This window comes from Salinibacterium sp. VpJ6 (assembly GCF_059767345.1).
In genome coordinates, this window is the sequence record NZ_JBSOQL010000001.1 from 1059601 (window position 1) to 1072753 (window position 13153).

At 62.0% G+C, this 13153-nt stretch carries 13 protein-coding genes; 8 read left to right on the plus strand and 5 right to left on the minus strand.

What is annotated here, in order from left to right; genetic code table 11:
- Positions 1–144 precede the first annotated feature (144 nt).
- The 4 genes from ACWTV1_RS05200 (at position 145) to ACWTV1_RS05215 (ending at position 3202) form a co-directional block, all read left to right on the plus strand.
- Entirely contained in the window at positions 145–738 is a 594-nt protein-coding gene (locus ACWTV1_RS05200; RefSeq protein WP_498504390.1) for an SRPBCC family protein, read from the plus strand.
- Between the two features lie 5 nt (positions 739–743).
- Positions 744–1409 (plus strand): DUF4166 domain-containing protein, encoded by a 666-nt coding sequence (locus tag ACWTV1_RS05205; RefSeq protein WP_498505030.1) that lies wholly within the window; start codon positions 744–746, stop codon positions 1407–1409.
- A gap of 97 nt (positions 1410–1506) precedes the next feature.
- Entirely contained in the window at positions 1507–2088 is a 582-nt protein-coding gene (locus ACWTV1_RS05210; protein ID WP_341619259.1) for an RNA polymerase sigma factor, read from the plus strand.
- Positions 2051–3202 (plus strand): hypothetical protein, encoded by a 1152-nt coding sequence (locus tag ACWTV1_RS05215; RefSeq protein ID WP_498504391.1) that lies wholly within the window; start codon positions 2051–2053, stop codon positions 3200–3202. The genes ACWTV1_RS05210 and ACWTV1_RS05215 overlap by 38 nt, the downstream gene beginning before the upstream one ends.
- A 248-nt stretch (positions 3203–3450) precedes the next feature.
- Here ACWTV1_RS05215 and sucD read toward each other — a convergent pair whose 3' ends face one another.
- Positions 3451–4338: a succinate--CoA ligase subunit alpha gene (sucD, locus tag ACWTV1_RS05220; protein WP_498504392.1), complete on the minus strand. Its 888-nt coding sequence runs from the start codon at positions 4336–4338 to the stop codon at positions 3451–3453.
- A gap of 10 nt (positions 4339–4348) precedes the next feature.
- The gene (sucC, locus tag ACWTV1_RS05225) at positions 4349–5518 is read right to left on the minus strand and encodes an ADP-forming succinate--CoA ligase subunit beta (protein ID WP_498504393.1); all 1170 of its coding nucleotides are present in this window, start codon (positions 5516–5518) and stop codon (positions 4349–4351) included.
- A gap of 189 nt (positions 5519–5707) precedes the next feature.
- Here sucC and ACWTV1_RS05230 point away from each other — a divergent pair, with 189 nt between their 5' ends.
- Positions 5708–6478: an oxygenase MpaB family protein gene (locus ACWTV1_RS05230; protein ID WP_498504394.1), complete on the plus strand. Its 771-nt coding sequence runs from the start codon at positions 5708–5710 to the stop codon at positions 6476–6478.
- A 1-nt stretch (position 6479) separates the two neighbouring features.
- On the opposite strand, the gene ACWTV1_RS05235 is transcribed toward ACWTV1_RS05230, so the two are convergent.
- From ACWTV1_RS05235 to ACWTV1_RS05245, 3 genes are read right to left on the minus strand one after another with little or no spacing between them, the layout of a single operon-like run.
- Positions 6480–7895, minus strand: a complete 1416-nt coding sequence (locus tag ACWTV1_RS05235; protein ID WP_498505031.1) for an RNB domain-containing ribonuclease — start codon at positions 7893–7895, stop codon at positions 6480–6482.
- Positions 7896–7944: 49 nt separating this feature from the next.
- Complete coding sequence (locus ACWTV1_RS05240) at positions 7945–10350, minus strand: ATP-dependent helicase (protein WP_498504395.1); 2406 nt, start codon at positions 10348–10350, stop codon at positions 7945–7947.
- Between the two features lie 12 nt (positions 10351–10362).
- Positions 10363–11364, minus strand: coding sequence for a glycerophosphodiester phosphodiesterase family protein (locus ACWTV1_RS05245; protein ID WP_498504396.1), 1002 nt, complete (start codon positions 11362–11364; stop codon positions 10363–10365).
- A 46-nt stretch (positions 11365–11410) separates the two neighbouring features.
- Between ACWTV1_RS05245 and ACWTV1_RS05250 the strand changes: the two genes are divergently transcribed.
- The 3 genes from ACWTV1_RS05250 (at position 11411) to ACWTV1_RS05260 (ending at position 13113) form a co-directional block, all read left to right on the plus strand.
- Positions 11411–11731, plus strand: a complete 321-nt coding sequence (locus ACWTV1_RS05250) for a DUF4190 domain-containing protein (RefSeq protein WP_341619252.1) — start codon at positions 11411–11413, stop codon at positions 11729–11731.
- Entirely contained in the window at positions 11721–12230 is a 510-nt protein-coding gene (locus ACWTV1_RS05255; protein ID WP_498504397.1) for a hypothetical protein, read from the plus strand. Before ACWTV1_RS05250 ends, ACWTV1_RS05255 begins: the two co-directional genes overlap by 11 nt.
- Before the next feature lie 79 nt (positions 12231–12309).
- Complete coding sequence (locus tag ACWTV1_RS05260; RefSeq protein WP_498504398.1) at positions 12310–13113, plus strand: Bax inhibitor-1/YccA family protein; 804 nt, start codon at positions 12310–12312, stop codon at positions 13111–13113.
- Positions 13114–13153 lie beyond the last annotated feature (40 nt).

Below are 13153 nucleotides of genomic sequence, written 5' to 3' on the forward strand. Positions count from 1 at the left end.
CGTTACCTTAACGTGACGTATTGTCCGCTCTTTGGGGGACCCCACCTCAGAGGCGTCCGCGCGACTCGTGGCGCAGCAAAAGATCGCACGAAGAAAACTCATTCTCGCCACGCGCATCCGCACACCCTCACCCATACTGGGAAGATGAAGCGTTCACCGATCTACGTCGAGATCGATATCGCAGCACCTATCGACGTGGTGTGGCACCTCACACAAAACACCGACCTTCATAGCCGCTGGGATCTGCGCTTCAGCCGCATCACTCCAGCCGAGGTGCTCGACGCTAACGGATACCGCTTCCGTTACGAACGCCGGATGCCCTTCCACACGATCGTGGGAACCGGAACAACCCGGGGTGAGATCACGAGACCCGACGGCACCCGAACCTCTGCTTTGAGGTTCACGACGCGCGACCGCCTCTCCCCACTCGGCGATGGGCGCGGCTACTGGCGTTACGTTCCGATCCCTGGCGGCACACGCTTCATTACCGGCTACGACTACGAACCGGCGTGGGGTAACCCTCTCGACCGCGTCCTCATCCGCCCGATCGTCGGATGGCTCACCGCGTGGAGCTTCGACAGCCTGCGGCTATGGGCCGAAAGCGACATCGAGCCGCATTCGCCACTGGCGTTCTGGAAAGCGGGCCGGCCGCGGGCAGGGCGTTGCCGTCGAAGGCCGCAACGCGGGCGTGCCATGGACGACGCACCAGCCACCCTCAACGCCTTGGAGGCACCGTGACCTCAATGTTCGCCACTGTGCTCGGGGATGACTTCGCTCGCCTGCATCCCATGCTCCAGAAGCGTTTCGGAGTCGGTCTTGATTCGGGCTACGGGGTGGTTGGCACTGGCGTCATGTCGAGTATCCGTCGTGGCCCGTGGTGGACGGTACCGTTTCTCTGGATCGGATGGTTCCGCAACATCCTCACGCCAGACATCGGCGACAACGTTTCCTTTCGCATCGAGAACTTTCCCTACCGCGACCCCTTCGGTCGCGAGACGGTGACGTTTGTGCGCGAATACACTGTGCGCCGCAAGCCCACCCGCTTCGACGCGACAATGGTGCTCAACACCGCTGGCGATCGCATTGTCGACTACTTGGGCACGCATCAACACTTGGCCGTCGATCTCGATCTTGCCGTGACCGCGGACGGTGCCCTGCACTTGAGGTCGGATGCCCAACGTTTCTATGAGGGCCCTCTCGCGTTCCGCTTTCCGATGCTCTTCAGCGGTCGCGCCGATCTTACGGAAGCGTTCGACGATGAGAGCAATGAGTTCGTGATCTCTCTCGAAGTGCGCAACCGCTTCTGGGGGTTTCTCTTCGGCTATTCGGGCCGCTTCACGTGCGAGTTTCCCGAAGCCGTCGATGCACCGCAGCGGCTCAAGCCCGTGCGGCACGAGCTTCGCGAATAAGGCAGCGGAGCCCCCAGCCACGGAGCCGAGTTCTTCTGAGCACGCTGCAGAGGAAACTTTTCGTGAACTCAAACACGTCGAGCGAAGAACACTAAGTATGAACAACGACAGCGGCGTGATCGAGCGTTCCTTGCGCGACCCTGCCGCCTTCGGCGAACTATTTCACCGGTACGCGGGGGCACTCCATCGCTATGTTGCCCGGCGTGCTGGAGAGTCTCTTGCGGATGACGTCACGAGCGAAACTTTTCTGATCGCGTTCGAGCGCCGAACGGCTTTCGACCTCGGTCGGGATGACGCGCGACCCTGGCTTTTCGGGATCGCGACGAACCTCATCCATCGTCACCGCATTGCCGAAGCACGCACGCTCAAGAGCCTCGAGCGCGCTGCGGCCGAACCGGATTACGACAACAGCCCCAGCGTCGATGAATTCGTCGACGCGCAGCGGGAAGTGAAGAAGATGGCACGGCGACTGCGACGGATGTCGAGTGCCGACCGCGATTGTCTTCTTCTTTTCGCGTGGGGCGATTTCACCTATGAACAAATCGCACAGAGCCTCGACATCCCGATCGGCACTGTGCGCTCACGAATGAATCGAGCTCGCCGCATTTTGCGCACCGAGCCGCTATCGGAGGAGGTACATCATGGACAAACTCACTTTGCTTCGGACTCTGCGCAATGACGTTGCGGAACCCAGCACCGAACAACTCGCCCCATCACTCGACAAGCTCGAGCGCGCTTTTCAGTCCGCGCACGCGCAAACACCTGCGCAAGAAATTGCCGTGACAGCTACGTCGTCTACTCACACAGATAGATCCGTCGCACGGCGGCGCTTCGCATTCGCCGGCTTCAGCGTCGCGGCAGCATTCGCGCTGGTCGGCGTGCTTGTGGCATCGAACGTGCTCGGGCTAGGAGGCTGGCGCGGTGGAGCAGACCCCGCAGCTGCTGCAATTCTGGAGCACGCCGCAACCGCAGCGCTCACATTCTCGGATGCCCCGCTCAGTGAGGGGCAATACCTCCGTGTTTCCAGCCAAAACGTACACATCACCGATGGACAAGAAAACAACGGGCCCATCATCACGTACCGGATAAACGAGTCGAGTCAGCTCTATGTTCCGGCCGACCGCAGCGACGATTGGGTGTGGGTGCGCAACCCGAGCCAGCTCGTCGACGTACTCACCCCCGGCGGCGAAGCCTCCGCGGAGCGCTGGCTCCCGTCCAGCACACAGGGAAGGGATTCACAGCTGTTGCGGGCTCCAGCCGGTGCCTTCTATGGGAATACTGCGGAAAGCACCTGGGGGAGCTTTGACTCCATGCCCCGAGACCCCTACCTGCTCTTGAATTTTATCTACCTTCGAACCCTCGGTGCTGGCCCATCGCCCGACGGCGAAGCCCTCGTCTTCATAGCCGACACTCTCCGTCAAGGAACAGCACCTCCCGATCTCCGCGCCGCACTGCTAAGCGCAGCAACGATGATCCCTGGTGTCACCATCACCGACGACGAAGCCACACTTGACGGCTCGACGGGGACAGCAATCGGCCGTGTTGAGATCAACAATGCGGTGCGCGTCGAAATCATCATCGATCCCGCCTCAGGCCGCCTGATTGGCGAACGGGAAGTTGCGGTGGTCGACATTCCGGAATCGGATGTTGTCGCGGGCGACATTCTGAGTTGGTCGACCGTCAAGACCGCCGTCGTAGACGCCGCCCCCGCTGGCGGAACGCCCGATGGGGTGAGTTGCGTGTTTGATCCGCGACCGGAAAGCTTCGGCTGCGCGACGTCTGGGAGCAACTAATGGCTCAGCGAATCGATCCGGGCGAGGTCCTGCGCTCATGACGGTCGATCCCGCTGCCATTCAGCTGCCCCCGTGCCAGAGCATCATGATCATCGAATCGCCGCCGGCAGTCCCCTCCGGTACCCAACAACACGAATGCTCGTCCGATGACGCCTAGTTGCCGGCAGCGCCATCTCGCCCATGCCTGCTAACGAAAGAAGCGCCGCCGTCCAGTGGACGGCGGCGCTTCTGTGTAGCGAGAGTGCTTGCTACAGAGTTTCGAGAATTTCGCGCATGAGCTTGGCAGCTTCAGACGGCGTCTTGCCGACCTTCACACCAGCAGCTTCGAGCGCTTCCTTCTTGGCCTGAGCGGTTCCGGCCGAGCCAGAAACAATCGCGCCGGCGTGCCCCATGGTCTTACCCTCGGGAGCCGTGAAGCCAGCAACGTAGCCCACGACGGGCTTCGTGACGTTGGCCTTGATGTAGTCAGCGGCACGCTCTTCAGCGTCTCCACCGATCTCACCAATCATGACGATCGCCTTGGTCTCGGGGTCCGCCTCGAACGCTGCGAGAGCGTCGATGTGCGTCGTGCCGATGATGGGGTCGCCACCGATACCGATAGCGGTCGAGAATCCGAGGTCACGGAGTTCGTACATCATCTGGTATGTGAGCGTTCCCGACTTGGAGACGAGACCGATCGGGCCCTTGCCGGTGATGTTCGCGGGCGTGATGCCGACGAGTGCTTCACCGGGCGTGATGATTCCGGGGCAGTTCGGACCGATGATGCGGGTCTTGTTGCCCTTCTCCTGCGCGTAAGCCCAGAACTCGGCCGAGTCGCCGACGGGAACACCCTCGGTGATGATGACGAGCAGCGGGATCTCAGCGTCGATAGCTTCGACGACGGCATCCTTGGTGAAGGCCGGAGGAACAAAAGCGATCGAAACATCCGCTCCCGTCTTCTCCATTGCTTCAGCAACCGTGCCGAACACGGGCAGCTCCACGTCGCCGTGGACGACGGTGGTACCGGCCTTGCGTGCGTTGACGCCGCCAACGACCTGGGTGCCCGCAGCGAGCATGAGAGCGGTGTGCTTGGTGCCCTCACCGCCGGTGATGCCCTGAACGATGACCTTGGAATCCTTGTTGAGGAAAATTGACATGCTCGGTTCCTTACTTCGCAGCGTTGGCGAGTTCGGCGGCCTTGTCGGCGCCCTCGTCCATAGAGGCGGCTAACGTCACGAGGGGGTGGTTCGCTTCGGCGAGAATCGCGCGACCCTCCTCAACCTTGTTGCCGTCGAGACGGACAACGAGAGGCTTGTTTGCTGAGCGGCCGAGTTCTGCGAGCGCACCCACGATTCCCTTGGCAACAGCGTCACAGGCGGTGATTCCACCGAAGACGTTGACGAAGACGCTCTTGACCTGAGGGTCGTTGAGAATAACGTCGAGTCCGGCAGCCATAACCTCAGCGGAGGCTCCACCACCGATGTCGAGGAAGTTGGCGGGCTTCACGTTGCCGTGGTTTTCGCCAGCGTAGGCAACAACATCCAGCGTCGACATGACGAGGCCGGCACCGTTACCGATGACACCCACTTCACCGTCGAGCTTGACGTAGTTAAGGTCGTTGGCCTTGGCCTTCGCCTCGAGCGGGTCAGCCGCTGCAGCGTCTTCGAGAGCAGCGTGCTTGGGGTGACGGAACTCAGCGTTCTCGTCGAGCGATACCTTGCCGTCGAGAGCCAGGATCTGGCCGTCTTCGGTGAGCACGAGGGGGTTGACCTCAACGAGAGTTGCGTCTTCGCCCTTGTACACGTCGTAGAGCTTCACGAAGACAGGGGCAACCTTGTCAACGAGCTCGGCCGGGAAGTTCGCAGCCTTGGCGATTTCGGTGGCCTTGGCGAGGTCAATACCCTGCATCGGGTTGACCTCGATCTTGGCGAGAGCCTCGGGGCGCTCAACAGCAAGCACCTCGATTTCCACTCCACCTTCAACGCTGCACAGCGAAAGGTAGGAGCGGTTTGCTCGGTCGAGCAGCACGGAGAAGTAAAACTCCTGCGCGATGCGAGCACCGGCAGCAATCATTACTCGCTTGACCGTGTGGCCGTTGATGTCGAGGCCAAGGATCTGCTCGGCTGCGGCGTAAGCGTCGTCGGCGTTGTGAACAACCTTGACACCACCCGCCTTGCCGCGACCGCCGGTCTTGACCTGAGCCTTGACTACAACGGTTCCACCGATTTTCTCGGCTGCTGCTTTGGCTTCTTCTGGGGTGTCGGCAATCAGGCCGGCAAGTACTGGTACGCCATAAGACTCAAATACGTCTCTGGCCTGGTACTCATATAGATCCACGCTGCTCATTCCAATCCGCGCGTAATGGTGAGTGGGGAAGGCGGCGAAACGGAGCCAAGTTGGTCGGCTCCCAGAGTCGCGCGCCAATAGAAAACCTTACCGTGCCTAACGTTGCGGGTTTTCCGATAGTGGGCTGTACAGGGCGAAAGATCAGCAAATCTTGTGTTTGCACGCTTCTAAACTGGCTTCATGCCCGCATCCGCCCCTCTCAGAATTACGGATGTCTCTGCCGACGTCGCTCTGTTGGCTGGCGGCGGGGCGGCCATACTGTTGCAAATCGCGCACCCCGCTGTGGGGCAGGCGGTCGCCGAGCACAGTGACTTTGCGCGGCGCCCCTTGGATCGCCTCAATGGCACCCTCACGTATCTCTACGTCACCGTCTATGGCACGCCGGCTGAGGCTGCCGAGGTTGCGCGGCGAGTGGGCGCGGCTCACCGTCTGGTGCGGGCAGACAGCTACGACGCCCGTGACCCGCAGCTGCAGTTGTGGGTTGCCGCCACGCTGTACGACACCGCTATGCGCGTGCGCCAGTTGGTATTCGGGCCGTTGCGCGAAGTGGATGCCGAAACCTTGCTCGCCGACTACGCCGTGATCGCGACCGCGCTGGGCGTTCCCCACGCGCTGTGGCCGGCCGACCGTGCGGCATTCGCCGCCTACTGGAACGAGAGCGTGGCTTCGTTGCGCGTCACGGACGCGAGCCACCGAGTTGCCCAGCAGTTGCTGCATCCGACCGGCGGACCGTGGTGGCTGCGGGCGTCAATGCCGCTCGTGCGCGTGCTGACCGCCGGGTTGCTGAGCCCTGACTTGCGCGGGGCCTATGCGCTGCCCCACAACCAGAAACGCTTCGACCGGATCATGCGGGTCACCCGCGCGGTGTACCCGCACCTTCCCCGCTGGGTGCGCTTCGCGGCGCAGCGCCGGTATCTGGCGTCGTTCCGGCGATCGCTCGCCTCACGCTGAGCTACGCGAGTTCGAACTCGATCGTTCCGGTAGCAATCTCGGCAGAAACGAGTCGCACACGCACCGTGTCTCCGGCCGAAACCGTGCCGGAGATGCGGGCCGTAATTACCGGGTCCGCGATCTGGATGACGCCACCCTCGCCGCGCTCCGAAACCACTGTTGCCTCGAACTCCTCGCCCACTCGCGGCCTCAACAGTGCCGCTTCGATCACGTCTACCGACGAGCGGTCGAACTGCGACGCCAGCTGACTCGTGCGGCCCATGATCTTGGGCAATTGCGGCAGCGCTTCACGCACCCACTGGGGAACATCGCGACCAGCAACGATTGCCTCACACGCCACGAGCACGAAGCGGTCCACGAGTCGCCGCAGCGGCGCAGTCGCGTGAGCGTAGGGCGCTGCAACGGCGGCCTGGATGGTGTCTTCGGGCAGTTCGCCGTCGAAGGGCGTGTAACCGGCTCCGCGAAAGAGAGACGTGGCGGCGTGGGTCGCCGCGAGGGCGCGAGGGTCGGAGTGGTCGAGGGTGCGCAAGTACTCGCCATAGTTTTGGTTCTCGGGCCACGGGCATCCGAGGCTAGCTACCTGACGGCGGAACTGCTCAAGCGTCTCGTCATCGGGCGCGGGCATCGTGCGCAGAATGCCCACCTTGCCTTCGAGCATGATGCGCGCGGCCTCCATGCCGGTCATGAGCGAGACGTGGGCGTTGTAATCCTCGACGGGCAGCGAGGCGCGACGCTCGATCACATACTGGCCATCAACGACAGCCACTTCTTCGTCGGGACGGTTGAGGCTCGCTCCCCCGCGCTGGCGTTCGAGCTCGGTGCGCAGGCGCCCAAACTCGGGCAGCAGCGAGAGCGATTCATCCGCGCGGTCATTGTCGAGCAACTCTTGCACTTCGACATAGTTGAACTGGCGACGGTTACGCACTTGCGCGCGCACGAGAGTTGTCGCGATCACGGAGCCCGCGGCATCCAAGTCGAAGGTCCACACGAAAGCGGGACGCGTCGCACCAGCGAGAAGCGAAGCGGCGTCTTCACTGATGATCGTCGGATGCAGCGGCACTCGGTCGTCGGGACCGTACAGGGTTTGACCGCGCTTGCGAGCTTCGGCATCAACGAGGGAACCGGGCAGCACGAAGGCGGGCACTTCAGCGATCGCGTACATCACGCGCAGCGTTTCGCCGGTGCGTTCGAGGTAGAGCGCCTGATCGAGATCGGTGGCGCCCTCGGGGTCGATCGTGACGAAGGGAATGGCGGTGAGGTCGAGCTCAGGCGGCTCGAATGCAGCTACAGCAGCCGCAGCCGCTTCTTCGACTTCAGCACTGAATTCGGTGGGCAGCTTGAGCTCAACGCGCACTGCTGCGAGCGCCTTCGCGAGCTCATCGTCGGTATCGAGCGGTCGAACGCGCGGAACAACCAGCCGAGGCTCCCAGTGACGCGGCGTACCCGACTGCGGTGTTCCTTCGGAATCAAAGTTTCTCAATGGGAGCAATCTTGATCAGCAGGCGCTTGCGCCCTGCGGTGTCGAATTGAACGTCAGCAATGCTCTTCGGGCCAGCGCCCGTGACTTGATTCACGGTTCCGTCACCAAAGTCAGTGTGGCGGATGCGGTCGCCCGCCGCCAGAGTGAGGTCACCGTTGTCGCGCACGGTTGCAGTGACCGCATTGGCCCATTCGGTCTTGGCGCGTGGAGGTGCCGGCGGCAATCCGCCCGCTGCCGCCGCCCGGAGCGAACCAGACCACGAGCCGCCACCGCCGTTGCCATCGCGGCGAGCGTTGAGCGCCCTCGACTGAGTGCCGCCACGCGAGTTCGCCATTCCCGGCGACTGCTTCCACTCGATGAGTTCGGTCGGAATCTCTTGCAGGTAACGGCTCGGCATTGCCACGTTGACCTCGCCGAACTGCGCGCGAGTCATCGCGAGCGAGAGGAAGAGTCGCTTGCGAGCACGCGTGATGCCTACATAGAACAGGCGACGCTCTTCAGCGGGGCCACCGGGCTCGTTGGCCGACATACGGTGAGGCAGCAGGTCTTCTTCAACACCGGTGAGGAACACGGAGTCGTACTCGAGGCCCTTCGCGGTGTGCAGCGTCATGAGCGACACAGTTCCGCTTGAGTCATCAAGGTCATCGGCCGCGGCCACGAGCGATACCTCGGTGAGGAAGTCGAGCAGGGTGCCATCGGGGTTGTTCTTGCCGAACTCCTTGGTCACGGCCACGAGCTCGTCCACGTTCTCGGCGCGAGCTTCATCCTGTGGGTCTTGCGAGGCACGCAGCGCAGCAAGGTAGCCCGAGCGTTCGAGCAGCTCGGTCAAAATATCGGCAGGCTTGGATGTTTCCACCTTCGCCATTACCTCGTCGAGCACCTCGGCCAAACCGACGATCGCTTTCGTCACCTTGGGGCCCAGACCGAGTTCGGAGGCGTTGCGCATTGCATCGCGCAGGGTCATCTCTCGGGCATCCGCCCACGCCTGCAGCGCGGCCTCGGTCGCCGGACCGATGCCCCGCTTCGGGGTGTTCATGATGCGGCGCAAGGCCAGTGGATCCGCCGGGTTCGCCACCGCAATCAGATAGCCAAAGGCATCCTTGATTTCCGCGCGCTCGTAGAACTTCGTGCCCCCGAGAACTCGGTACGGCAGGGCCGCGCGAATGAAGATCTCTTCCAGCGCACGTGTTTGCGAGTTGGTGCGATAGAAGACGGCAATGTCTTTGTAAGCGACGCCTTCAACGTGCAGCTTCTGGATTTCATCCGCCACAAACTGCGCTTCGTCGTGCCCCGAGTACCCGGTAAAGCCGACGATCTTGTCGCCCGCGCCGACAGTCGTGAAGAGCTTCTTGTCTTTGCGGTCAAAGTTGTGGGAGATAACCGCGTTGGCGGCATCCAGAATCGTCTGGGTCGAACGGTAATTCTGCTCAAGCAGAATCACGGTCGAGCGGGGAAAGTCACGCTCAAATTCCACGATGTTGCGTATGTCGGCCCCGCGGAACGCATAGATCGACTGATCGCTGTCGCCCACCACCGTGAGCGACGCAGCCTCGAGTTCGTTGGACTGCCCCTGCACGAGTACGCCAGGCGAGGTCTCGAATTGCTCGGGAGCCGGCGGCTTGGTCAGCTCACGAATCAGCGAGTACTGCGCGTGGTTCGTGTCCTGATACTCGTCGACAAGGATGTGCTTGAAGCGGCGCTGGTACGTTGCCGCAATGTGCGGGAACGCCCGGAAGAGGTAGACCGTCTGACCGATGAGGTCGTCAAAGTCGAAAGCGTTGGCATCGCTGAGACCGCGCGTGTAGCGGCGGAAGACCTCAAGAAATTTCTTCTCTGTCGGGTCGTTCAGGTTGGCATCCCGCGCGAAACCTTCGACGTCAGTTAGCTCGTTCTTGAGTTGCGAGATGCGATTAGCGGCCTTGCTGACGGTGAGGCCAAACATGTCGGCGTCGAGCTCTTTGAGAATTCGCTTGAGTAGCGCTTTGCTATCGGCCGAGTCGTAAATGGTGAAGTTCTTGGAGAACCCGAAGGCTTCCGCTTCGCGCCGCAAGATGCGCACACACGCGGAGTGGAAGGTGGAGATCCACATGCCCTCAGCCGAGTCGCCGACGATCGAACCGACGCGCTCGCGCATTTCGGCGGCAGCCTTATTGGTGAAGGTGATGGCCAGAATTTGGCTCGGCCATGCTTCACGCGAGCGCAACAACCCGGCGATACGACGCGTGAGCACGCTCGTTTTGCCCGAACCGGCACCCGCCACAATCAGCAGCGAGGGGCCGCGGTACTCAACGGCTTCGCGTTGGCGCGGATTCAGCCCATCGAGCAGAGGGTCGCCAACGGGATTGCCGTCGTCAGAACGGCCAGGGTCGTGAGAGTCAAGAGCTGTCGTCATCGCCCCTCGACTCTACCCGCGCGCAGTGACCGCGAGGTCGGGTTGGTCGGCAAAGACACCATCGAGACCGGAATCCATGAGGGTGCGAAACTCTGCGAGCCAGTCTCCGTGTTGTTCAGGCTGCTTGCTCGAGCGCAGGTTCTTCGGCAAGAACCGATTCTCGGCGCGCAGGGTCCAGCAGAAAACGAGGAGACCGGCGGCGTGAGCACGGTCAACCAGGTCGTTCGTCCCCGTGAGGTTGCCGGCCAGATCCTTGAGCATGAGCATTTTCTTGTCCACGCTGATGCCGTCGACTTCGCGCGCGAGCTGAGCGAGCCCGTCGTCACTGAGGTGATCGGCATAGCTGCGCGCCTTCGAACCGTGCTGGGCGATCAGATCAGAAGGTGCACCGCTCGACTCGAGCAAGAACACCAGCTTCCCCGGAATCCCTCGATCCCGGATGCGGTGCAGCACGCTCTGCTCGAACGATTCGATGATCAAGTTGTCGGCCGTGGCCCACTCCCGCACGTCGCGCGCAAAGAGTTCGTCGAGCGGCAACCCGATCGACGCAAAGTAACTCGCGTGCTTGATCTCGGCAACGATCTTCAGCGGGCGACGCGTCGCCTCCGGGTGCTGGTCAACAATTTCCAGAAGGTCGCTCAAGCGCAGAATCGGCGATCCGTCGTTGTGGGTCGTGCTCGCCTGACGCACCTCGGGCAGCCGCTCGCGGGCCCGCAACGTCGAGAGTTCGTCCCACGTGAAGTCCTCAGTGAACCATCCCGTGATCGCGTCGCCATCGATAGTCTTGGAAGTACGCCGATCCGCAAATTCCGGATGCTCGGCAACGTTCGTTGTGCCCGAAATCTCGTTCTCGTGGCGCAGCACCAGCACGCCATCCCGAGTCGCGACGATGTCGGGTTCGACGGCATCCGCCCCCAGCGTGAACGCAAGTTCGTAGGCGGCTCTAGTGTGCTCTGGGCGATAGCCGCTTGCCCCGCGGTGCCCGATCACAAGCGGGCGAATGGTGGTGCTCATTGAGTCAAGAATATGCGTTTCATCGGCTCCCACTAATATTGGGGACATGCCCGAATGTTCGTCATGCGCTGCCCAAGTGCAACCGGAGTGGAAATTCTGCATCTATTGCGGAGAACCCACCTCGGCGGATGCAGCGCGCCCGGCGCCGTTAGCAGCGCCCCGAACGAACCCCATCGCGATTCTCGCGCTCATTCTCGCCGCTTTCGGTGGAGCGCCCGCGCTGATCTTCGGTCACCTCGCGATGCGCCAGATCAAAGAGAACGGCGAACGCGGCATGATCATGGCCCGCATCGCTACGGTGCTCGGCTACGTGTGGTTGGTCGTGTGGGGCATCCTGCTGTACTCGCTGCTGACCAATGTCAGCTAACCGGTTCTCGCTCGCCCGCGACTGGGAACCCACCCGGCGGCTCCCGCTCAAGTGGGGTCACTACGCCGACCGCTATTGTGCGGGGCTCGTGCTCATCATTGCGGGTGCCGTGCATTTGCAGGGTGCCAATAACTACACCCTCATAATTTTGCTGATCGGCACTACTGCCACGGTCGTCGGTTGGTCGATCATGCCCGCGAAGGGCTGGCGCCGGATGATCGTGGCCCTGCCCGCGGTCAGCCAGATCTGGATCATGCTCACCGGCCCGATGTCGATGTGGACGCTCGCCATCCCGCTGCTCTGTTGGCTTATCGTGCGACACCGACCGCTGATCTCCTACCTCGCGCTCATCATCCCAGTCGCGAACGGGGTTGTGCTGACGCGCTTCTATCAGGAGTACTCCTCGATGCCTCAGGCACTCGCCATTTCGGCGGTCGTTCTCGTGGCCGCAGCGTGGGTTGCCCAGCTGATCGCTCAGAGCGCAGCCGTGCGGCGCTGAAAGTCCGGCATTTCTCAGCGAACTCCGGTAGTTTTGGGGTGCGTCACAAAAGTGTGACACCACCCCAAGCAGAGGAATCATGGCACTCAATAACCCCGCTTTCTCCCGCGATGCTGCGTTTAGCTCGCGCGGCGGAATCGCCGTAGCGAACCAGGTATCCACCCAAAAACTTAACGACATGTACAACCGCGAGTCGGCTCCCGACTCCGGTGATGTCATGACCGTCGAAGACACCATTGCTAAGACTGCCGGAGCCTTCGCGCTCCTCGTGATTGGTGCAGCCATTAGCTGGATCATTGCGCCCGCATTTCCCCTTCTCTGGATGGGTGCGGGCTTGGTCGGTTTCGTCCTCGCGCTCGTCAACATCTTCAAGAAGCAGCCCTCCGGCGCCCTTGTTCTCGCCTACTCGGCGGTCGAAGGTGTCTTCGTTGGTGGCATCTCGCGTTTCTATGAGAACGCCTACGGCGGAGTCGTCACTCAGGCCGTAATCGCAACCATTGTTGTCGTCGGAGTTACTCTCGCGCTCTTCGCCAGCGGCAAGATTCGCGCGTCGAAGAAGGCCACCAAGGTGTTCATGATCGCCCTTATCGGCTACGTCGTGTTCTCCCTCGTCAATCTCATTCTGATGCTCACCGGAGTTACGCAGGGAACGCAGGGGCTTCGCAGCATCGAGTTCATGGGCATCCCGCTCGGTGCCATCATCGGTGTGCTTGTCGTCATCATGGCCGCATACTCGCTCGTGCTTGACTTCGACTTCATCCAAAAGGGTGCCGCCAACCGTGCACCTCGCGCCTACGGCTGGAAGGGTGCCTTCGGCATCATGGTCACCGTAATTTGGCTGTACCTCGAGCTGCTGCGCTTCTTCGCGATCCTTCGCGACTAGCGCCACCGTCTCGCAACGACAAAGCCCCCGTCACCTCGGC

Coding starts and splice junctions, on each gene's coding strand:
- ACWTV1_RS05215 (WP_498504391.1), top strand. CDS start 2,051: ATGGACAAACTCACTTTGCTTCGGACTCTGCGCAATGACGTTGCGGAA.
- ACWTV1_RS05255 (WP_498504397.1), top strand. CDS start 11,721: ATGTCAGCTAACCGGTTCTCGCTCGCCCGCGACTGGGAACCCACCCGG.
- ACWTV1_RS05245 (WP_498504396.1), bottom strand. CDS start 11,364: ATGAGCACCACCATTCGCCCGCTTGTGATCGGGCACCGCGGGGCAAGC.
- ACWTV1_RS05210 (WP_341619259.1), top strand. CDS start 1,507: ATGAACAACGACAGCGGCGTGATCGAGCGTTCCTTGCGCGACCCTGCC.
- ACWTV1_RS05230 (WP_498504394.1), top strand. CDS start 5,708: ATGCCCGCATCCGCCCCTCTCAGAATTACGGATGTCTCTGCCGACGTC.
- ACWTV1_RS05240 (WP_498504395.1), bottom strand. CDS start 10,350: ATGACGACAGCTCTTGACTCTCACGACCCTGGCCGTTCTGACGACGGC.
- ACWTV1_RS05250 (WP_341619252.1), top strand. CDS start 11,411: ATGCCCGAATGTTCGTCATGCGCTGCCCAAGTGCAACCGGAGTGGAAA.
- ACWTV1_RS05205 (WP_498505030.1), top strand. CDS start 744: ATGTTCGCCACTGTGCTCGGGGATGACTTCGCTCGCCTGCATCCCATG.
- sucD (WP_498504392.1), bottom strand. CDS start 4,338: ATGTCAATTTTCCTCAACAAGGATTCCAAGGTCATCGTTCAGGGCATC.
- ACWTV1_RS05260 (WP_498504398.1), top strand. CDS start 12,310: ATGGCACTCAATAACCCCGCTTTCTCCCGCGATGCTGCGTTTAGCTCG.
- ACWTV1_RS05200 (WP_498504390.1), top strand. CDS start 145: ATGAAGCGTTCACCGATCTACGTCGAGATCGATATCGCAGCACCTATC.